Source organism: Marinobacter sp. EVN1 (assembly GCF_000475375.1).
GTDB lineage: Bacteria > Pseudomonadota > Gammaproteobacteria > Pseudomonadales > Oleiphilaceae > Marinobacter > Marinobacter nauticus.
In genome coordinates this window covers 170,639-191,630 of sequence record NZ_AXCB01000070.1, presented here as the reverse complement: position 1 = coordinate 191,630, position 20,992 = coordinate 170,639, and the positions used below count along the sequence as shown (strand labels likewise).

At 58.8% G+C, this 20,992-nt stretch carries 24 protein-coding genes; 2 read left to right on the top strand and 22 right to left on the bottom strand.

The window, feature by feature from the left end:
• Positions 1-22: 22 nt before the first annotated feature.
• Genes Q674_RS38140 through ccmA form a run of 8 tightly spaced genes read right to left on the bottom strand, consistent with a single transcriptional unit; the run spans position 23 to position 5,956 of the window.
• Complete coding sequence (locus Q674_RS38140) at positions 23-505, bottom strand: cytochrome c-type biogenesis protein CcmH (protein ID WP_023009879.1); 483 nt, start codon at positions 503-505, stop codon at positions 23-25.
• Entirely contained in the window at positions 505-1,041 is a 537-nt protein-coding gene (locus Q674_RS38135; RefSeq protein ID WP_023009878.1) for a DsbE family thiol:disulfide interchange protein, read from the bottom strand. The genes Q674_RS38140 and Q674_RS38135 overlap by 1 nt, the downstream gene beginning before the upstream one ends.
• A complete protein-coding gene (locus Q674_RS38130) occupies positions 1,038-3,035 on the bottom strand; it encodes a heme lyase CcmF/NrfE family subunit (protein ID WP_022991599.1) in 1,998 nt (665 codons plus the stop codon). The genes Q674_RS38135 and Q674_RS38130 overlap by 4 nt, the downstream gene beginning before the upstream one ends.
• Positions 3,036-3,069: 34 nt before the next feature.
• Positions 3,070-3,549, bottom strand: a complete 480-nt coding sequence (ccmE, locus tag Q674_RS38125; protein WP_014421059.1) for a cytochrome c maturation protein CcmE — start codon at positions 3,547-3,549, stop codon at positions 3,070-3,072.
• Between the two features lie 14 nt (positions 3,550-3,563).
• A complete protein-coding gene (gene ccmD, locus Q674_RS38120; RefSeq protein ID WP_023009877.1) occupies positions 3,564-3,797 on the bottom strand; it encodes a heme exporter protein CcmD in 234 nt (77 codons plus the stop codon).
• Positions 3,798-3,800: 3 nt separating this feature from the next.
• Positions 3,801-4,544, bottom strand: coding sequence for a heme ABC transporter permease (locus Q674_RS38115; RefSeq protein ID WP_022991601.1), 744 nt, complete (start codon positions 4,542-4,544; stop codon positions 3,801-3,803).
• A 58-nt stretch (positions 4,545-4,602) separates the two neighbouring features.
• Positions 4,603-5,328, bottom strand: a complete 726-nt coding sequence (ccmB, locus tag Q674_RS38110) for a heme exporter protein CcmB (RefSeq protein ID WP_011785433.1) — start codon at positions 5,326-5,328, stop codon at positions 4,603-4,605.
• Positions 5,318-5,956, bottom strand: a complete 639-nt coding sequence (gene ccmA, locus Q674_RS38105; RefSeq protein ID WP_023009876.1) for a cytochrome c biogenesis heme-transporting ATPase CcmA — start codon at positions 5,954-5,956, stop codon at positions 5,318-5,320. Before ccmA ends, ccmB begins: the two co-directional genes overlap by 11 nt.
• A 160-nt stretch (positions 5,957-6,116) precedes the next feature.
• On the opposite strand from ccmA, the gene Q674_RS38100 reads away from it, so the two are divergent.
• A complete protein-coding gene (locus tag Q674_RS38100) occupies positions 6,117-7,481 on the top strand; it encodes a flagellar hook-length control protein FliK (protein WP_023009875.1) in 1,365 nt (454 codons plus the stop codon).
• Positions 7,478-7,798 carry an EscU/YscU/HrcU family type III secretion system export apparatus switch protein gene (locus Q674_RS38095; protein WP_023009874.1) on the top strand — a complete coding sequence of 107 codons (321 nt, stop codon included), beginning with the start codon at positions 7,478-7,480 and terminating at the stop codon, positions 7,796-7,798. The genes Q674_RS38100 and Q674_RS38095 overlap by 4 nt, the downstream gene beginning before the upstream one ends.
• Here the strand turns inward: Q674_RS38095 and Q674_RS38090 are convergent.
• The 14 genes from Q674_RS38090 to Q674_RS38030 all read right to left on the bottom strand — a co-directional run bounded on the left by Q674_RS38090 (position 7,778) and on the right by Q674_RS38030 (position 20,972).
• Positions 7,778-8,881, bottom strand: coding sequence for an ATP-binding protein (locus Q674_RS38090; protein ID WP_023009873.1), 1,104 nt, complete (start codon positions 8,879-8,881; stop codon positions 7,778-7,780). The genes Q674_RS38095 and Q674_RS38090 overlap by 21 nt on opposite strands.
• A complete protein-coding gene (locus Q674_RS38085) occupies positions 8,878-11,157 on the bottom strand; it encodes an ATPase, T2SS/T4P/T4SS family (protein ID WP_023009872.1) in 2,280 nt (759 codons plus the stop codon). The genes Q674_RS38090 and Q674_RS38085 overlap by 4 nt, the downstream gene beginning before the upstream one ends.
• Before the next feature lie 26 nt (positions 11,158-11,183).
• Positions 11,184-11,576, bottom strand: a complete 393-nt coding sequence (locus Q674_RS38080; protein ID WP_023009871.1) for a DUF2802 domain-containing protein — start codon at positions 11,574-11,576, stop codon at positions 11,184-11,186.
• A gap of 62 nt (positions 11,577-11,638) precedes the next feature.
• A complete protein-coding gene (locus Q674_RS38075; protein WP_011785440.1) occupies positions 11,639-12,127 on the bottom strand; it encodes a chemotaxis protein CheW in 489 nt (162 codons plus the stop codon).
• Positions 12,128-12,256: 129 nt separating this feature from the next.
• Entirely contained in the window at positions 12,257-13,033 is a 777-nt protein-coding gene (locus Q674_RS38070) for a chemotaxis protein CheW (protein ID WP_023009870.1), read from the bottom strand.
• Positions 13,026-13,823, bottom strand: coding sequence for a ParA family protein (locus Q674_RS38065; protein WP_011785442.1), 798 nt, complete (start codon positions 13,821-13,823; stop codon positions 13,026-13,028). The genes Q674_RS38070 and Q674_RS38065 overlap by 8 nt, the downstream gene beginning before the upstream one ends.
• 21 nt (positions 13,824-13,844) lie before the next feature.
• The gene (locus Q674_RS41255) at positions 13,845-13,991 is read right to left on the bottom strand and encodes a hypothetical protein (RefSeq protein WP_157680627.1); all 147 of its coding nucleotides are present in this window, start codon (positions 13,989-13,991) and stop codon (positions 13,845-13,847) included.
• A gap of 23 nt (positions 13,992-14,014) precedes the next feature.
• A complete protein-coding gene (motD, locus tag Q674_RS38060; RefSeq protein ID WP_023009869.1) occupies positions 14,015-14,797 on the bottom strand; it encodes a flagellar motor protein MotD in 783 nt (260 codons plus the stop codon).
• A 19-nt stretch (positions 14,798-14,816) separates the two neighbouring features.
• Entirely contained in the window at positions 14,817-15,557 is a 741-nt protein-coding gene (locus tag Q674_RS38055; RefSeq protein WP_023009868.1) for a flagellar motor protein, read from the bottom strand.
• A complete protein-coding gene (locus tag Q674_RS38050; RefSeq protein WP_023009867.1) occupies positions 15,557-16,702 on the bottom strand; it encodes a protein-glutamate methylesterase/protein-glutamine glutaminase in 1,146 nt (381 codons plus the stop codon). Before Q674_RS38050 ends, Q674_RS38055 begins: the two co-directional genes overlap by 1 nt.
• Positions 16,703-16,735: 33 nt before the next feature.
• The gene (locus tag Q674_RS38045; protein WP_023009866.1) at positions 16,736-18,859 is read right to left on the bottom strand and encodes a chemotaxis protein CheA; all 2,124 of its coding nucleotides are present in this window, start codon (positions 18,857-18,859) and stop codon (positions 16,736-16,738) included.
• 18 nt (positions 18,860-18,877) lie between these two features.
• Positions 18,878-19,663 (bottom strand): protein phosphatase CheZ, encoded by a 786-nt coding sequence (locus Q674_RS38040; protein WP_011785447.1) that lies wholly within the window; start codon positions 19,661-19,663, stop codon positions 18,878-18,880.
• Positions 19,664-19,684: 21 nt separating this feature from the next.
• Positions 19,685-20,068, bottom strand: a complete 384-nt coding sequence (cheY, locus tag Q674_RS38035) for a chemotaxis response regulator CheY (protein WP_011785448.1) — start codon at positions 20,066-20,068, stop codon at positions 19,685-19,687.
• Positions 20,069-20,228: 160 nt separating this feature from the next.
• A complete protein-coding gene (locus Q674_RS38030; protein WP_022991610.1) occupies positions 20,229-20,972 on the bottom strand; it encodes an RNA polymerase sigma factor FliA in 744 nt (247 codons plus the stop codon).
• Positions 20,973-20,992 lie beyond the last annotated feature (20 nt).

The window sequence follows — 20,992 nt, the reverse complement described above, 5'->3', positions numbered from 1 at the left end:
CACGTCTCGAAATGAATGGGAGTTATCGGCGATCAGCCTTGTCACTTTGACTGGCCAGAATCTGCTCTGCCCGGGCCCGGTCTTCCGCACTCAGGGGCGGTTCGTCTTCACGCCTGCGGGCACGCCACACCACACCGGCCACAATCAGAAAACCGCCAATGGTGGCAATCGCCGGAAAGGCCCAGAGTAGAATGGTGCGGTTATCCACCGGCGGTTTGTACTGAACGAACTCGCCGAAACGGTCGACCAGAGCACCCACGATCTGTTCATTGGAGGCCCCATCCTGCATCATGCGGTAGACCTCGTCTCGCATATCCTTGGAGATCGGCGCATTGGAATCGGCGATGTTCTGGTTCTGACACTTGGGACAGCGCAATTCTGAGATCAATTGCTGATAACGCTGTTCTTCAGCCCGGGTATCGAAGTCATAGACTTCAAACACCTCGGCAACTGCCGGCACCGAGAGCATCATCAACACGGCAAAGAAAGCAGGCAACAAACGCATCAGCTGTTCCCCCGGGCCCGAGCGATAACCGGCAAGAGCACTTCATCCCAGACTTTCTGGTTCACAACACCTACGTGGCGATAGCGCACCACTCCCTCAGCGTCGATAACAAAGGTTTCCGGCGCGCCATACACGCCCAGGTCAAAACCCAGCGTTCCCTTCGGATCGAAGATAATGGTCTCGTAGGGATTGCCCAGCCGGTTCAGGAACCGGAAGGCACTTTCCCGCTGATCCTTGTAGTTCAAGCCCACAATGCGAACTCCCTGTTCCCGGGCCAGATACATCAGGTATTCATGCTCATCCCAGCAAGAGGGGCACCACTCGGCCCATACATTCAACAAGGATACTTCGCCCTGGAACACTGAGGGATCCAGCTGAACCTCCGGATTGTCCAGAGACTCCAGGCTGAATTCGGGAACGGGCTTGCCGATCAGCACGGATTCCAGTTTGGTGGGGTCCTTGCCCAGGCCGGCAAACAGGAATATCCCCACGCCGACGGCAATCACCAGCGGCAGGAACAGCAATACCCGCTTCATGAGGACGCCTCCGCCACTTTACCCGGCGCTGCCGGCTCGCCGCTTTTCACGGCTTCCTCATCGCGCACACGAATACGGTATCGCTTGTCGGCAATCGCCAGGAAACCACCAATGGCCATCACCAGGGATCCGAGCCAAAGCCATCGCACTAACGGTTTATACTGCAGCCGGATAGCCCAGGCATCGTCACTGATACGCTCACCAATGGCTACAAATATATCCCGGAACAGGCCGGCATCAATGTCCGCTTCGGTCATCACACTCATGCCAACCGGATACTGCCGCTTTTCCGGATGCAGGTCAGTCACGAGCTCCCCATCCAGGTAAACATTGAAGCTGCCGTACTGGGCGGTAAAGTTGGGGCCACGACGCTCACCAATGTCGGTGAATACAATCTCATAATCCCCCACCATAGCGCGGTCACCCGGCTGCATGCGCACATCACGCTCAATCCCGTAGTTGGAAACCACCGTCGCACCGGCCATCACCATGGCAAGCCCCAGATGCCCGAGAACCATGCCCCAGTAACTGCGGGACTGGCGCTTCAGTCCATGCCAGCGCCCTTTGCGGGAGGCGGATTTATCCCAAAGATCCCAGGCGGTGGCCACCGCTACCCACATGGCCGCAAACACACCCAGGAAGGCCCAGGGTGCAAACCCTCCGTAGCCGATCATCACCGCGGCACTGGCAATCAGGCTGACAGCCAGCGGCCACAGCAGTTTGCGGGCCAGCCAGCCGCCGTCGGTTTTCTTCCAGCGAGAGAAAATCCCCGCGCCCAGCAGCAGGCCGGTTGCCACCGCCAGAGGACTGAAGGTGGTATTGAAGAACGGCTCACCAATAGACAGCTTGCCCAGGTCCAGATAATCCAGCACCAGCGGGTAAAGCGTGCCGATGGCCACCAGCATCGTGGCCGATACCAGCAAGACATTGTTCAGGAGCAGGAAGATCTCCCGGGACAGGGAGCCATAACGGGAGCGGACATGCACTACCGGCGCCCGGAAGGCATAGAGTGTCAGGCTGGCCAGAATGGTAATGCCCAGCAACGCCAGCAGGAAACTGCCTCGCTCCGGATCCGACGCGAAGGCGTGAACGGAGGTGAGCACACCGGAACGAACCAGGAAGGTACCCAGCAGGCTCAGTGCGAAAGTGACAATAGCCAGCAACACGGTCCAGCTTTTGAAGACCCCGCGCTTTTCCGTGACTGCCAGCGAGTGCATCAAGGCGGTACCCGAGAGCCAGGGCAATAGTGAGGCATTTTCAACCGGGTCCCAGAACCACCAGCCGCCCCAGCCAAGCTCGTAATAGGCCCACCAGCTGCCCAGGGCGATGCCCACAGTCAGGAAGGACCAGGCAACCGTGGTCCAGGGGCGCGACCAGCGAGCCCAGGCCGCATCCAGTCGGCCGTTGATCAGTGCCGCAATGGCAAACGCAAAGGCCACCGAAAAACCAACATAACCCATATAGAGCATGGGCGGGTGCATGATCAGGCCGATGTCCTGCAACAGCGGATTCAGATCCTGCCCATCTGCCGGTACGTTCGGCAGCAGACGGTCAAACGGGTTGGAGGTCAGAATGATAAACAGAAGGAAGCCAACGGAGACCATGCCCAGAACCGACAACACCTGGGAGACCATCACCGAAGGCAGTTTACGGCTGAAGATAGCAACGGCCAGCGTCCAGCCTATGAGCATCAGTATCCACAAGAGCAACGAGCCCTCATGGCCGCCCCAGACCGCGCTGAACTTGTAGTACCAGGGCAACATGCTGTTGCTGTTATTGGCCACATAGGCCACCGAGAAGTCATCCACCAGAAAGGCGTGGGTCAGGATCGCAAACGCCAGGGCGGTGAACACAAACATGCCGGACGCCAGTGGCCGGGCAAATGCCTGCAGGCTGTCACGCCCGGTCAGAGCGCCCGCAAGCGGCACCACGGAGAGAAGTACTGCCAGCAGCAACGAGAGAATCAGTGCAAGCTGTCCGAGTTCCGGATACATCGGGTTTCTCCAACGTCAGAAATGAATTGAGCGCTCAGTACGCCGTGGTTTCCGCGGCTTTTTCCACATCAGCAGACTTGTGCTGCCCCTTGGAAGAGCGCTCCAGCGCCTCGGCCACTTCCGGTGGCATATAGTTCTCATCGTGCTTGGCCAGAACCTGATCGGCCACGAACACGCCCTGTTCATTCAGCCGCCCCATGGCAACCACGCCCTGCCCTTCGGCGAACAGATCAGGCAGTATGCCCTCGTACTGTACCGGCACCGACGCGGCATAGTCGGTCACCCGGAAGTTCACCTTCAGGCTGTCGGTATCCCTTGCCACACTGCCCTCTTCAACCATGCCACCGGCCCGGATCCGGACATCAACCGGCGCGTTACCCGCTGCAATTTCCGTAGGATCGTAAAACAGGTTGATATTCTGTCGGAGGGCATAGGTGGTCAGGCCTACCGCAATGGCAATACCGGCCACCAGAAAGAGCACAATGGTCAGTCGTTTTTTTCGGATCGGATGCATGGATTACCTGCTGTTTATTCCTGGGAAACTTCGACACGGGCGAACGTAGCGGCCTGTTTTGGCCGGGCACTGGTGCTGCTATCCTGCTGCTGGTAACGGCGTTTGCAGCTGGCCATAACCGCCTGATGATGCCGGGACGACCAGATCATCAGGCCCACCAGCAGAACGGCGAACACGGCATAACAGGCCCAGACATAGGGACCATGGCCTTCCATTGCGATAAATGCTGAAAAAGAATCAAACGCCATCGGTCAGCCTCTCCCCGCCATCACCAGCTCTCTCACCCAGCGGGTTTTTTGCTCCCGCATGACAATTTCGGTTTTCATGCGCAGACACGCCAGCCAGCCAAACAACAGGTATAAACCGAGCACCGAAAGCAGCAGCGGAACCCACATCTCAACGGGCATAGAGGGCTTTTCGGTGAGTTTGAACGTGGCCGGCTGGTGCAGTGTATTCCACCACTCCACGGAGTATTTGATAATCGGGATATTTACCACCCCCACCAGCACCAGCACCGCTACCGCCCTGGCAGCGGATTTTTCGTCATTGATGGCCCGATCGAGGGCGATAGCACCGCCATAGAGGAAAAGCAGAATAAGCATGGAAGTCAGCCGGGCGTCCCACACCCACCAGGTCCCCCAGGTAGGCTTACCCCAGACGGCGCCGGTGAATAGCGATAGGAAGGTAAACACCAGGCCAACCGGCGCCACGGCTTTCACGAAGACATCCGCCAGTTTCATGCGCCAGACCAACGTAACGATGGCGGCGGACGCCATCATGATGTAAATGGATTGGGCGAGAAAGGCAGTGGGAACGTGGATAAAAATGATGCGATAGCTGTTGCCCTGCAGATAGTCTTTGGGAGCAAACGCCAGCCCCCAGACCAGGCCGGCAAGGAGCAGAATGATACCGATCGCCAGCAACCACGGCATAAACCGGGTTGCAATCCCGAAGAACCATTTGGGAGAACCCAGTTTGTGAAAGAATTGCCACATCAGTTGGTCACCATCTTCACTGTTATCGTTTGGTTGGTTGCCGGCCCCAAAGAACCGGTCAGCTGTTCGAAAGACTGATTCTCAGGGCCGCTGCCGAGGCGAAAGGCGACAGGGTTACCGCCAGAACCAGAAACGCGCCCATCAGAGCCAGGTATCCGCCAACCGGCGCGCCTTCAGCTGCCGCCGCTACCGTGCCGGTACCAAAAATCAGCACGGGAATGTACAGCGGAATGATCAGCAGTGACAAGAGCACGCCTGCCGAGCGCAATCCCAGGGTCAAAGCGGCGCCAATAGCTCCGATCATGCTCAGTACCGGGGTGCCGATCAGGAGCGTTAGACACAGAATTGCAATAGAGTTCCCGTCCAGGTGCACCATAACGCCTAAAACCGGCGCTAACAGCACCAGTGGCAGGCCCGTCAACACCCAGTGTGCGGCTGTTTTGGCCAGCACCAGCAGGAACAGAGGCTGAGGCTGCAGTACCAGCTGCTCCAGGGTCCCATCGTCAAAATCGTGACGAAACAGATGGTCCAGCGACAGCAACACCGACAGCAAAGCCGCTACCCAAAGGATACCGGCTCCGGACTGTTTCAGAAATGCCACTTCCGGGCTGACTCCCAGGGGAAAAAGGGTTACTACCATGATGAAAAACAGCAACGGGTTCAGCAGATCCTGCCGCTGCCGGAAAGCCACCCGGACATCCCGGGCAAAAACTGCCGCCATGGCGGCTATCGGGCCAACCGATTCAGACACCGGCTTCAGTGCCGGCCGCCGATCAGCATTCATGCACACCTCCGGCACCCAGGGTGATGCGTTTCATACCTGGCAACTGGAGTTCATGGTGGGTCGTCACCAGCACCGCCCCCCCTTCCGCGGCACGTTGCTGTAGCAGCGACTCAATCGCTCGGACACCGTCTGCATCAATCGCAGTAAAGACTTCGTCCAGCAGCCAGAGTGGCTCGTCGGCAATCAGCAACCTGGCCAATGCCACACGGCGTTGCTGCCCGGCAGACAGATTCCGGCATGGTACGTTTTCAAATCCTGCCAGCCCGGTACCTGCCAGTGCCTGAACCAGCACCTCGTCGCTCACCTCCCGACGACCGGCCATCAGCGCTTTCAGGTTCTCGACCGGGGTAAGCAATGGTTTGATGCCGGGCCGATGGCCAATGTAAAGGGTGTTACGAAGAAAAGACTCGCGTTGCCCGGCCCTGGGCTCGCCGCACCACAGTAATTGACCCGACCAGGCGTCGTTCAGGCCAGCAAGGATTCGCAGCAATGTTGTCTTACCGGTACCGTTGGGGCCCTCGACACGGGTAACCGTACCGGGCAGTATGGAAAAGGACAGATTCTGGAACAACAGGCGCTCGTCCCGTTCACACTCAAGATCTATCGCCTGTAGTAACGGCTCGGACATCAGGGCTCCGTTTCAGAGCGATGGATGCGCAGCAGGCATCAGGTGCATGTAATGAAGGACACACAGGTGCCAACATGAAATCAGGGCATTCACTGCCAGCGCGGCGTATTATAACGAAAGCGCCAGCATATTACTCTTGCCCGACATCAAATCGACACCAATGAAACTGAACGGCGGACCACCACCCTTACCCCCGAAACAGCCCGCGCCGGACCAGCCCCCCCGGAGTCCGGCCACGGTTACTCCCGGCACCAGCACGGCGCCCGGGGCTGCGCTTTCGGCCAGACAACAACTGGCCCAGTTACAGCTGGCTGATCGGGAGACAGCGTTGGCCAAAGTGGCCGAGATCCTGAGGCAGAAAGGCGGGGGCCATGAGCTGTTGCTGGAACTGCGCGGACAATCCCTGAAAGTCGCTGCCGGCAACCAGCCACCGGATCTGTCCGTGGGCGATCTGATCAAGGTCATGCGGGCCGGTAACGAATTGCAGCTGATAGGCAAGCTGGCGCCGGGCCAGGAGAGTGCCGTAGCCCGGGCCCTGGCCCAGCGACTACCCTGGCAACAGAGCCTTCAGGCTGGACTGACACAACTGTTCGGTGCCCTGAGCCAGGGCCTGAAACTGCCACCCCCACCCGGGCAATTGCCATCTACCACCAGCGCACAGCCTCTGCCAGCGCCCGCACAGCAGGCCTTGCAACAGCTGATCAACCAGTTACCCAAGGCTGACGCCCTGGCGCCAGGCGCCGGCAAGACCGAATCCATGGCCACTCAGGTGCGGCAGTGGTTGTCTGAAAGCGGCCTGTTTTCCGAGGCTCGATTGCTACAGACCGGCCCTTCCGCCGCCAGCCAACCGGATCTTAAACTGGTACTCGCAAAGGTGGTGTCGGCTTTGCTCACCAGCCAGAATCAGGGGCCGGAGCAATTCAACCGGCTGACCCCCCTGGCCAGCCAGGATTTGCTACAGGCGCCATTACAGTTTCCCAGGGCACCAGCGCCCGCGGCCTCTCAGAACACCGGGGAACCTGCCACGGTCGGGCAGACCCTGCGACTGCTTGCAGGCATGTTGAACCGGATTACGGTAAACCAGTTGCACAGCCAGACCTTGAATGCCAGAGCCGGCGGCGAACCTGGCGTGCCCGTGAACACTCTGCTGATTGAACTGCCATGGTTAACGCCGCAACAGGAACCCCGAACGGCACAATTGCGACTGGAACAGTACTCACAGGAGAAAGACGGCAACAAACGACCGGAACGGACCAGCGCCAGTGAGTGGCGATTGTCCCTGTCTATGGATCTGGACGATGCGGGCCCGCTGCATTTCGATGTCACCTTCCGGCCGCCGTCCGTGAGCGCTATGGTCTGGGCTGAAAACCAGACCACCCTGAGAACCGTGCATCGCGAGCTGCCGCTGCTGCGCCAGAGCCTGAACGACCTCGGGCTGGAAGTTGCTGACCTGGATTGTCGCAGGGGCAGCCCTCAGCAGATGCAAACCCGGCTGGAGCACCGACTGGTGGATACCAAGGCATGACCGAAAACGCACAGAACAATATCCCGGCCGCTGTCGCCCTCAAGTACGACGGTGAACGGGCACCGGTTATCTCGGCAACCGGCACGTGGGAACTGGCCGAGGAAATCATCCGGATGGCCCGCGACAACAATGTTCCGTTGTACGAGAATGCCGAGCTTGCCGGCATTCTGGCGCGTCTGTCGCTGAATGAAGAGATTCCGGAAGAGTTGTACCGGGTGATCGCGGAGATTCTGGCGTTTGCTTTCCACATCCGGGGCCGGACACCCGGAGATGCCCGGCCAGAAGAAGATAACCCGTCAGTGGATCAGGGAACGTAACGCCCAGGCCTGTTGCCAATGCTCACCTTTGCGTGGCGCCACAGTGGTATCGAAGTAATGCTTCAGGCGTCGGCGGTCCTCCGGCTGATCCTTCAGGGCCGAGCCTATAACGTGGTGCATCATGTGTTCAACGGTCATGGCGCCGCCACCGTAATACCACGCATTCAGGCTGGCGGCGTGGGCCACGGATACCGCCTCGGCGGTGGACAGGGCCGCCCCTGCCAGCCGGTCGGTGCTTCGCCCGTCCAGAGTCTGCCCGTTACGCAATTCGTGGAAGATGGTCACCAGCACTTCCACCACCGACTGCTCCAGCGCCACATCGATTCCGGCACGCCGGTTGGCTCTGGCCACTTCCCGAAGAACCACATCGATCTCATCGTTCAGGTGCCGTATCGGCCGGATTTCCTCAAAGTCCATCCGTCGTTTCAGGGCCGCACTCATGCTGTGAACACCCTCATCAACACTGTTTGAGGTGGCCACCAGGTTAAAGCCTTCCCGTGCCAGAATAACGCCGTCTTCCCCCGGCAATTCCGGGATCACCACGACCCTGTCGGAAAGTACAGACAGCATGGCATCCTGCAGCGCCTGCGGGCAGCGGGCGATTTCTTCAAACCGGACCAGCTGCCCCTCCATCATGCCCCGCAACAGCGGGGTTGGCACCAGCGCCTTTCGGCTGGGGCCCTCGGTACGAAGCAGAGCTTCGTTCCAGCTATAGAGCAACTGGCTGACCTGGCTGATGGCGCCGCCCTGCAAGGTCAGCGTGGAATTACCCGAAATCGCCGCAGCGAGCAGCTCCGACAGCCAGGATTTGGCCGTACCCGGCTCCCCCACCAGCAAGCACCCCCGGGACGTACACAGGGAAATGATGATCCGGACCACCATGGCCCGGTCGGCGACAAACTTACGCTCTATACCCAGTTTTTCATCGCCCAGCAGAAACTTCTCGACGCCCCGGGGCGACATCAGCCAGCCAGGAGGCATCGGGCCCGGATCCATGGACATCAGTTTGTCCAGTTCCTCGCGATAGGTTACTTCTGCCGGCTCGCGCTGGGCTGCCTTGTTGTTGGATCTGGTATTTTTCATCCGATACTCCTGCGGCCACCACGAACTTCCGGAGCCATGCGCTCCCTGGGCAGAATTCGGGGCAACTCAGCCAGCGGAATGATGCCCTCGATGACATGATCCAGGGCACTATCCCGCATGGTCACAAGGCCGGCATCCAGCGCTCGCCAGCGCAGCTCCCCGATGGGCGGCTGACTGGAGATGGCATTACGGATATCCGAGTCCACCTCCATGTACTCCACAATCGCAACCCGACCCTGGGTACCCCGGCCGTTACACTTGTCGCAACCCTCCCCTTCAAAACACCGGAAATCCGCCGGCGCACCGTCCGGGAAAACCTCCGCCATAATGGCAGGATCGGGCCTGGCCGGCTTGCGGCAATGCTTGCAGATTCGCTTCGCCAACCGTTGCGCAATCACTGCCAACAATTCGCCGGCGATGGAGTTGGGATGAACGCCCAGGTCGTAAAGTCTCTGCAGGGAATCCACGGCGTCATTACAGTGCAGTGTGGAGAGCACCACGTGACCGGTCTGAGAGGCGCGAATGGCTTCCAGCGCGGTCTCCTGATCCCGGATTTCACCGACAAGGATGACATCCGGGTCTTCCCGAACAAACGCCCGCATGGCATCGGCAAAACTGAACCCGATTTCAGAACGTACTCGGGTTTGCTGGATGTTGTCGATGGAGTACTCAATGGGATCCTCCACGGTAATCACCTTACGGCGACCATCATCAGCCAGGGTCTGCAGGCCCGCATAGAGTGTGGTGGATTTACCAGACCCGGTCGGCCCGACCACCAGCACCAGTCCAGCCGGGTTATCCAGCAGGCGCTGATAACGGGAACCAATGGCCGATGACATCCCCAACTCAGCGATGGTCATTGCTCGACCGGTTTGCGGCAACAGACGGATAATCGCGTTCTCACCGTGCAGTGAGGGCTGGGTCTGGATCCGCAAATCGTAGGAGGTGTCTCCGAGCTGTAGCCTGGAACGCCCACCCTGGGGTAACCGGTGCTCGGCGATATTCAGCTCCGCCCGGAGCTTGATGACGTTGATAACGCCTCGAATTTCCCGGGCCGACAACTGGTATTGCGGTAAATCGTGCAGATCGCCATCCACCCGCAAGCGAATGCGCACCCGGTTCTCATACTGTTCGATATGAATATCGCTGGCCTTCTCGCTGACGGCATCCAGCAGAATAGCCTCATACACCGACACCAGATACGGGCTGATATGTTTGTTGCTGTCCTTGCCGAGCAGATCCTTGCCCGATGTCTCCGTTTTTTCGGTGCTGCCCACCGACACGCCATGCTCCGCCACAAAGCGGCTGCCTTTGACCGTCAGATCCAGCGCCGACCAGATCCGCCGGAAGTCCGTCGGTGTCACCAGCAGACAGACAATTCGATGCTTGGGTGTCAGCCGTTCCATCTGATCGGTGCGTGCATCCGGGTCGTCGGTGACCACGGTCAACGTGCTGTCCTCTTCCGACACCGGGATCACCCGGGAGAGATCCAGAAAGGTTCGGGAAAAACGCCGGAACAGGTCCGTATTCAGATGACTGAGTACGTCATCACCATCGGTAAACGTCATGCCCCGCTGCTGGGCAAGAGACCGGTAGAGATCAATCTCTTCCAGATTCAACCGGCGACGCAGGACATCCAGCACCCGTTCGTTTTTGGTCGCTGCCTCGGTGCGGGCATCCGCCAGTGCCGCTTCGGAGACCACGCCAAGATCAATCAGAATCTGTTCGGAGTTACGGTTGAAATCCACCCAGCCCAGGGTTCTGACCCGCTCCAGCTTGTCGCCTTTGCGCTGGAACATGGCGACACTGGGCACCGGCCCCGCCCGACCCTCCAGGCACACCAGGTTCCCGCCCTCGCGCAGGTTCGGCAGAAGCGCCTTGGGGTCCTGGATGAAGGTCGTACACAGAATCAGGTCACAGGGCGAGTCCAGTTCCAGCCCGGTATCTGCCGAGGCCTCAACGACATCCACATTATGGACGCCGTGCTTGAAAAAGCGCTCGCGGGCTTTCTCCACCAGTGCCGGGTTGCGGTCAACATAGACCACCCGGTGAGCCAGATCCGCCAGCACGGCGGTCACATAACCTGAGCCGCCTCCAACGTGCATGACGACCTGATCGGGCTCGATCTCTGGCATCAGGCTCAGCAGGTGTCGAACCGTTTCTTCTCGGGGGATTGAGTGGCCGGTGATGGAGGGGACGAGATCCGCACCGGAAACAAAATCGGGGCGGGAAACAACAGCGAGGGCCTCAACGGCCCTCTGATAGAGTTTCTTCATTCAGCAGCATCCGATAAAACGCCGGATCAGGCCGCCTGTCGCCGCTTCAGGGCAGATACCAGCTCGGCCTCCGGACGGGAAATTCCGCAAGTATTCATAAGATCGTCGATATCCGCGCCAAGATCAACCAGTCGCGCGGCTTCGTCGTAGGAAATTCGCAACGGATCATTCTGCCGCATTTCTTCCAGAGTGTTCTTGAGCTCATGAATCTGCCGCTCACAGGCTACCAGGCGCTGCCCCACGCCGAGGCTGCCACTGGTAGTGGCATGCAGTTCACGGCCAAGGGTATCGCAACGTTGTTTGACAGAAGCCTGCAAGGCCCGGATACGACGGCCATGGATAATGCCCTGAACCAGAACCAGGGTGATGGCTGCAGCGGTCAGGCCCCAGGGGAGCCAGGAGGGAATGGTGAAACTCATAGTGGACGTCTCCGTTGTTGGTGACCACGGGAGACGTCCATCACTGCGCTGTGAAAAGCCGGTTACAGCGACGCGATTTCAGCCCACTCGTGGTCTGACAGCATCTTGTCGAATTCGACGAGAATAATCAGCTCGCCGTTCTTGTTGCACACGCCCTGGATGAACTTGGCACTTTCCTCGTTCCCCACGTTCGGTGCAGTTTCAATTTCACTGGCCTTGAGATAGACCACCTCTGCCACAGAATCCACCAGAATGCCCATCACCTGGCTGGACGACTCCATGACCACAATCCGGGTGGCATCGGTCACTTCCGCGTCCGCCAACCCGAACCGGCGACGGGTATCGATGACCGTAACCACGTTACCCCGCAGGTTGATGATCCCCAGCACATAATCCGGGGCTCCGGGAACCGGCGCGATTTCCGTGTAACGCAGTACTTCCTGGATCTGCATCACGTTGATGCCATAGGTTTCGTCATCCAGGCGGAAAGTCACGTACTGCAGTACCTGATCGTCCTGGGCCTGATTTTGCTGTCCGCTCGGGGATGCCATAGCACTCTCTCCTTCTCGGCTGCCCGGCGGGCAACCTGATCGTCAAAAATTCATCATCAGTGCCCAATACTATAGTTAAGGGCACAAACCGTGCCAGCCTCACACGGTTTCATTGAGTAACGGACCTGTTTAACTCAGATCCAGATGGTGTTCACGCTCTGCCCGCACCAGCAGATGCGCCATGGTGCGCACATCGATCAACGCACACATGTGGTCAACCACGGTGCCCGCCAGCCAGGGGCGCTTGCTGCGCGCTGTGCGCCAGCGCACTTCATCCGGTCGCAGCGTGAAAGACTGGGCCACATCGTCACAGGCCAGCCCCCACTCACTGTCATCCAGCCGGATCACAAACCGATAATTGTCCCGGGCCCCAGCCGGTACCCGTCCAGCCATAATCCACTCGGCGGTGTCCACAACCCGCAGGTTGTGGTCCCGATCAGGCCGTATCCCCATATACCACCGGGGACTGCCAGGAATTGGCCTGATCTCTTCTTCAATACGATGGATGGCGCCCAACAGAACCAGTGGCACTGCCAACTGCAGCCCGGCCACCGTAAAAATAAGGCACTCGAACGGCTCTTCCGACCAGTCCGGGCGCGCCGGCGGCACCTCGCCATCGTTGCCCGTGGCCGTTACCGGCGCCTCCGTCTGAACCGGTTCCGGCGCTTTCTGTTCCACCACAGGTGCCTGAACGATCGGGCGAGGACGGGCTCTGGTGACAGGCTTTGCTTCGGTTTTTACCGGTTTCGGCGGCTCCGGTTCCGGTTGCGCCACTAACGGCTCCGGCTCAGGCTGTACCTGTTCTTCCTGCAACGCAGTGCTGGTGGCGGTGTGCAGCAATTCATCCAGATAACTGGCAATGGCCGCTTCCGGCGCTGCCAGTTGCGTCATTTTTCTGTCAGCCATGCTGACGCTCCTTCACCGAACCGGTTCGCTTCAGGAGGTCGTCCAACAAATGATCGTAGGCCCGGACACCGTGGGTTTCCGCATCCAGTTGCGAGGGAATAACCCCGGCCTGGCTGGCATCCCGGAATTTGGTATCAACCGGTACGGCGAAACGCCAGAGGGTATCCTGATAGGTCTTGCGCAACAGATTAAGGCTCTTGACCGAAGCCTGGGTCCGGCGATCATAGAGTGTGGGAACGATCATGTACGGTAATTCGTTCTTCTGGGAGCGCATGATCATTTGCAGGGTGTGCAGCATTCGTTCCAGGCCCTTGATGGCCAGAAACTCGGTCTGTACCGGAATCACCAGGTACTGGGCAGCGGCCAGTGCATTCACCATGAGCACACCCAGCGACGGCGTGTTGTCGAGAATCACGTAGTCAAAATCATCCCACAACTGGGCCAGGGCACGGGAGACAATCAGCCCCATACCCTCAACGCCAATCATCCGACGCTCCAGGGTGGCCAGTGCAGTACTGGCAGGCAGCAGCGACAGCCCGGGGCAACCGGTATCGGTGATCAGTTGCGCCGGCAGGCCTTCAGGAACCTTGCCCTGATGCTGAAACAGGTCAAATACGCTGTGGGCAATGGTATCCGGGTCATAACCAAACCAGCTGGTCAGCGATCCGTGCGGATCCAGATCAACCACCAGCACACGCTTGCCGCGCTGGGCCAGCAGTCCGCCCAGGGCGACCACAGAGGTTGTCTTCCCCACTCCACCTTTTTGATTGGCTACAGCCCAGATACGCACGTTTTGTTCTCCGGTAACGGCTCAGCCTGGCGTCATGCGCCGGCCTCTGTTCAACTTATCGGCAAGGATACGGGTAACTTGAAAGCCGAATCGATGGTTTTGCGGCAACCCCTTGCCGATTCGGACGATGAACAACAGGTAATACAGGAAGTGTGCCAGCTCAGCCATACGCATCTGCCACCGGCAGGTGATCAGCGCACCGCCCCCCGGATGCTTGCATCCCGGGAGATCAGCAGAACCACCCGGCGGTTACGCCGCCGGCCCTCCTCGGTATCGTTGCGGGCCACAGGCTGGTATTGACCATAACCCATCGCTGCCAGGCGCTCTGGCTCGATGCCCTCCATCATCAACATCCGGGCGACAGCCGCTGCACGGGCGGTCGAAAGTTCCCAGTTGGACGGAAAGCGGCTGGTACGAATGGGTTGGTTATCGGTAAAGCCTTCCACCTTGACCGCATTGTCGCGGTTGCGCAGTACACTGGCGATCTTTTCAATGACTTCAAAAGAGTCGTAATGGGGCTCAGCATCACCACTGCCAAAGAGCATGCTGTTCGGCAGATTGAGTTCAATCCACTCGCTGCTGGTTTCCAGACTCACTACCCCCTGATTGATCAGTTCGTCGAATTCCATGGCAAGCTGGTTGGCCATGGTTCGCAAAGCCTCGGTGCGACCCTCTGCATCCAGTTCCGGATTACGGGGCGCCTCGGTAACCGGCGGCGGAATAACATCTTCATGCTGTTGTTGCGGCGCCCGGACCGGCTGGCCGCCTACGGTGACCGGTTGCAATGAGCGCTGGGGGGCGTTAAAGACACCGGTGAAGGTTTCCGACAGCACCTTGTACTTGCCCTCATTCACGGACGATACCGAATACATCACCACGAAAAAGGCAAACAGAAGCGTGATGAAATCCGCGTAGGAAATCAGCCAGCGTTCCTTGTTGTGGAGATCATCCTGGGGTGGTCTGCGACGGCGCATAGGAAGCCCTGGCCCGGAATTACTGCAGGAAGCCCCGCAGTCTCAATTCGATGGATTTCGGGTTTTCGCCCTCGGCAATGGCGATAATGCCATCGATCATCATGTCCTCATAACGGGTGCGTTCCTTGATGATGCCCCGCAATTTATTGGCCACCGGAAAGAACAACAGGTTGGCCAGGGCAACGCCGTAGATGGTCGCCACAAAGGCCGTGGCGATGCCGCCCCCCAGTGATTGGGGATCTTCCAGGTTCGTCATGACCTGAATAAGGCCCATCACCGCGCCAATAATACCGATAGTGGGGGAATACCCACCCATGGCCTCATAGACCCTGGCCGACTCCAGATCGCGCTGCTCCCGGGTTTCCAGGTCCACTTCCATGATACTGCGAATGGACTCGGGCTCTGCACCATCAACCAGCAACTGCAGCCCTTTCCGGGCGAACGGCTCGGGCTCTCTCTCCGCAAGCCCTTCCAGGCCCAGCAGGCCCTGTTTTCGGGCTTTGACGCTCCAGTCGATGACCTTGCCAATGCCATCTTCCAACGAGATATAGGGCGGAATAAACACCCAGCGAACCTGACCGAAGGCACGTTTGAGCATTGGCCAGGAGGTTTGCAGGATGGTTGCCGCCAGAGTTCCGCCCACCACGATCAACCCGGCCGGGCCGTTGAACAGTGAACTGACAGCACCACCTTCCAGCAGATTGCCACCCAGGATGGCCACGAACGCCAGGATGATTCCGAGCAGGCTCAGAACATCCATCAGCTCACACCTTCAACCAGCCGCGCGCCAATATCTTCCAGCGCCAGAATTTCGTCGCTCAGTCCGGCTTTGGCCACAGCCATCGGCATGCCATAGATGACGGAGGATTTCTCGTCCTGGGACCAGATCACGGAACCGGACTGCTTCATCATCCTGCAGCCTTCCTTGCCATCGGAACCCATACCAGTGAGGATCAGACCCAGGGTTTTGCCTGGGAAGCTCCTGGCCAAAGAGCCGAAGGTAACATCCACACAGGGTTTGTAATTCAAGCGGTCATCACCCGGAAGAATCCGCACTTTCGCCTGCCCGCCGCGACTTTCAATCATCATCTGCTTACCACCGGGCGCCAGCAGGGCCAGTCCCGGACGAAGCACATCGCCGTCCTCGGCCTGACGCACCTCAATGCGACACAACTTGTTGAGCCGCTCAGCAAAGGCCGGAGTGAAGCTGGCGGGCATGTGCTGAACCAGCACAATAGGCGCGGGGAACGAAGCCGGTAACGCCGTGAGCACCTTTTGCAGCGCAACGGGGCCACCGGTGGAAGTGCCGATGGCTACCACACTGTAGTGCCTGGCGGCCGTTTTTCTGGCGGGTTTACGAACCGGCTCGGAGGTCGCAGGGTCTTTACGCGGTTCCGTCGTTACCGGGCGATGCAGGCGCGAACCAGCGCGCTCGACAGGTTCACGGCGAGGTTCCGTAGCCGGTGCCGCCGGCCTCGGGGCCACAGGCGCCGATCGGGCACCCGGGCGGCTACCGGCCACATCCAGAATACGCTGGATAAGGATTTTCTGAAGTTGACTGGTGTCCCTGGCAATTTCCTCGAAGTTCTTGGGCAGGAAATCCACTGCCCCGGCTTCCAGGGCATCCAGGGTAACGCGGGCACCTTCATAGGTCAGGGACGAGAACATCAAAACCGGGGTGGGATGTTTGCGCATGATCTCGCGCACGGCAGAGATGCCGTCCATCACCGGCATCTCGTAATCCATGGTGATCACATCGGGGCGCAGTTTTTCTGCCAGCTCGACACCTTCCCGCCCGTTGGTGGCGGCGCCTACCACTTTAATCTGGCCCGAGGCCGTCAGGATTTCCGTCAGCCGTTTGCGAAAAAAGCCCGAATCATCCACGACCAGGACAGAAACTGTCATCCATTTCTCCTACACAATCCCGGAAATTCCTGCTCAGCCGTAGTGCTGCAGGAGGCTCGGCACATCAATAATCAGGGCGATACGGCCATCACCGGTGATGGTGGCGCCGGCCATTCCTGGCGTCCCCTGCAGGGCCCGGCCCAGAGGTTTGATCACCACCTCTTCCTGGCCAATCAGCTGATCAACGACAAAGCCGACCTGTTTGGTCCCCATGGCCACAATCACCACGTGCGCATTCTCCGGCTCGCCCTGACCTGCCGCACCGTGCACCAGCCAGCGCTTGATGTGGAACAGTGGGAACACTTTGTCCCGCACGACAATGCACTCTTTGCCGTCGACAATGTTGGTCTTGGTCAGATCCAGGTGGAAAATCTCCACCACATTCACCAGCGGCAGCGCGAAAGACTGGTCACCGAGCATGATCATCAACGTTGGCATAATGGCCAGAGTCAGCGGCACCTTGATGATAATGCTGGTGCCCTTGCCCTGTTCGGACATGATATTGATCTGCCCATTGAGCTGGCCGATCTTGGTTTTCACCACGTCCATGCCGACACCCCGACCAGAGACATCGGAAATCTGGTCCTTGGTGGAGAAACCGGCCGCAAAAATCAGATTGAAGCATTCGTTATCGGTAAGGCGGTCTGCCGCATCCTGATCGTACAGGCCCTTCTCGACCGCCTTGCGGCGCAAGACATCAGGATTCATACCGGCTCCGTCGTCGACAATGGACAGCAGAATATGGTCGCCTTCCTGCTCCGCCGACAGAGTCACGGTTCCAGCGCGAGGTTTGCCGGCCTTTTCCCGTACGTCCGGTGCCTCGACACCATGATCCACGGAATTTCTCACCAGGTGCACCAGGGGATCGGCCAGAGCTTCAACCAGGTTTTTATCCAGGTCGGTTTCCTCACCGTGCATGACCAGATTCACTTCTTTCTTCAGACTGCGGGCCAGGTCGCGCACCACTCTGGGGAAACGGCCGAAAACTTTCTTGATCGGCTGCATCCGTGTTTGCATGACGGCAGCCTGCAGATCCGTGGTCACCACATCGAGATTGGCCACTGCCTTGTGCATGTGTTCGTCTTCGCTTTCGGAACCCAGACGCTGCAGGCGGTTACGCACCAGCACCAGTTCGCCCACCATGTTCATGATGTCGTCCAGGCGCTTGGTATCAACCCGAACCGTGGTTTCGCCCGCTGGTGCGGCCTCACGGGCAGGTGCAGGGGCCGGCTTGGCAGCGGCCTTGCTCTCGGCTTTGGCTTCCGCTTTCTTTGGTTCCGGGGCTGGTTCGGCCTTGCTTGATGGAGCCGGCGCAGGCTTGGGCTCACCTGCGGCAGCCCCCGCGCTTGGGCCTGCACCCTTGCCATGCAGTTCGTCCAGCAGGTTCTCGAATTCGTCGTCGGAAATCAGATCGGCGTCACCGGATGATTTCTCCGAGCCACCGCTGGTGTCGATATCTGCCTTGGGCGCTTCATCTTCCGCAGGCGCGCCGGCAAACTGGCCCTTGCCGTGGAGTTGATCCAGCAGGGCCTCAAATTCATCGTCGGTAATCTCATCACTGTCTGAGCCGCCGGCGGATTCTGCCGGGGTGCTCACCTGCTCGTTGCCGACCGGTTTCTGGCCATCGGATTTTTCATCCGCCAACGCGTCCAGCAGTTGCTCGAACTCTTCGTCAGTGATATCGCCCTGATCCCCTTGCTGTCCGACATCCGCAGACGACGGCTCCTGTGCCGGGGTTGGTGCTTCCACCGCCGGTGCATCCTCGGACTCGGGTTTGGCGAGTGCATCCAGAGCTTCAATCAGTTCGTCCGGCGCGGGCGTCGGTTCTTCCCGGTTGCGGACTTCTTCGAACATGGCATTAACGTTGTCCAGCGCCTCCAGCACCACGTCCATCAGGTCCGGTGTTACCTTGCGCTTGTGATTCCGGAGAATATCAAACACGTTCTCCGCAGAGTGGCAGCAATTAACCAGTGCCTCCAGTTGAAGGAAGCCTGCGCCCCCTTTCACGGTATGGAAGCCACGGAAAATGGCGTTCAGCAGATCGCTGTCATCGGGATGCTGCTCCAGATCCACCAGCTGCTCCGACAACTTTTCGAGTATCTCGCCGGCTTCTACCAGGAAGTCCTGCAGGATCTCTTCATCAGCATCTAACGCCATGCGTCACCCTCTTTATTATCAGAATCCGAGACTGGACAGCAGATCGTCCACATCGTCCTGTCCCGAAACTACATCTTCCCGCTCATCGGCCTTGATCTGGGGCCCTACCCCTTTTTCGGCCGATTCTTCTTTTTCTTCAATCTGATGCACTGTGCCGGTCAGTTGATCAACGTGGCTGGCCATCACCACCAGACCAAGAAGGTTGTCTTCCACCTCTTTCACCAACGCGGTGACCTTCTGGATAACCTGACCGGTAAGATCCTGAAAATCCTGAGCCAGAAGGATTTCCGACAGGTTCTGGTACAGACTGTCGGAGTCTGTCGTCAGGCCAGCGAAGAACTTGTCGATGCGACCGTAAAGCTCCCGAAACTCCGCAGGCTCCATTTCACGACGGCGCAGACGCTGCCACTCATCCCGCAGGGCAACCGCTTCATCCCGCATGGCGTGAGCCACCGGCATGCTTTCCTCAACCAGATCCATGGTGCGGTTCGCCGCCTGGCTGGTCATCTGAACCACATAGGCCAGACGGTCAGAAGCGTCGCTCATCTTCGACAGCACTTCTTTCTGCTCGGCATTACGCGGGTCTATCTGGAAGTTCCGGATTGCCTCATGGAGGCTGCGGGTCAGTCGCCCCACTTCCCGATACAGACTCTGATCGCGAACCTCGCTCAGTTCATTGATCAGGGTCATCGCCTTGGCATAATTCCCGGCGTTTACATTCTCGGCCAGGTCGGAGGCCTGCTTTTGAAGCTTCTCCGCCACCTCCGGATCAAGGCCCTGATGGTTCTGTTTGGTATCACTCATGGCGAGCCATCCGACCTCTGGTTACTGGATTCGTTCGAAGATTTTCTCGATCTTTTCCTTCAGCACGGCTGCCGTGAAAGGCTTGACCACATACCCGTTCACCCCGGCCTGAGCCGCAGCCACGATCTGGTCCCGCTTGGCCTCTGCCGTTACCATCAGAACCGGCAGGTTCTTCAGGTTTTCATCAGCACGGACAGCCTTCAGAAGGTCAAAGCCCGACATGCCGGGCATGTTCCAGTCAGTCACCAGGAAGTCATACTTGCCGCTTCGGAGCATGGGCAACGCGGTGTTGCCATCGTCTGCTTCATCCGTATTGGTGAAGCCGAGATCTCGCAGCAGGTTTTTGATGATGCGTCGCATTGTGGAGAAGTCATCCACAATGAGAATTTTCATGTTCTTGTCCAATGGGACCTCCAGTCAGTAACACCCGGAATTCATTCAGCCTTTTGGAAGTCTAGCAGGCTGCTACCTTAAGCGCTTATTGTGTGGTGTTTGCGCACGTTGTAAAGCATCGTTTACCAAAAGCTACACAGCTTGCTGAAAGAGAAACACAGCACCTGGCCGATCAGTCGTTGTCACCATCCCGCCACTCGGCCAGCCGGCTGCGAAGTCGCAACGCCGCCTGGCTGTGAATCTGGCTTACCCGGCTCTCACTGACCCCTAGCACCGCACCGATTTCCTTGAGGTTGAGCTCTTCCTGGTAATACAGGCTCAATACCAGCTTTTCACGCTCAGGCAACTGCTCAATGGCGTCTGCGAGACTTCGCTGGAAAGCGCCTGAAGCAATACCGTCCAGCGGATTATCACTCGCTTCTGCTTCTTCTATCGGCAGCTCGCCGGATTCATTGAGCTCATCAAGACTAAAAAGTCTACCGCTGTTAGCGTCGGCGAGTGAGGCATGATACTCGTCCAGACCAATGCCAAGCTCTTCAGCTACTTCGGCATCCTGGGCCTCGCGCCCGGTACGATCTTCCACCTGCTTGATAGCACTGGCGATTCGCCGGGCGTTGCGATGCACTGAGCGGGGCACCCAGTCGCCTTTGCGGATCTCATCCACCATGGCGCCGCGGATGCGAATCCCTGCGTAGGTTTCAAAGGTGGCACCTTTGCCGGAAGAATAGCGCTGCGCGGCCTCCAGCAGTCCAATCATACCGGCCTGCATAAGGTCTTCCAGCTGCACTGATGGCGGCAGCCGGGCCATGAGATGAAGGGCGATTTTCTTGACCAGCGGCGCATGCTCTTCAATCAGGGCTGAAGGGCTCCTGGCGCCGGCCTGATGGTAAATTCCCAGATTTTTCGCCAATGTCATGTATCCGGTTTTCTTGTAGG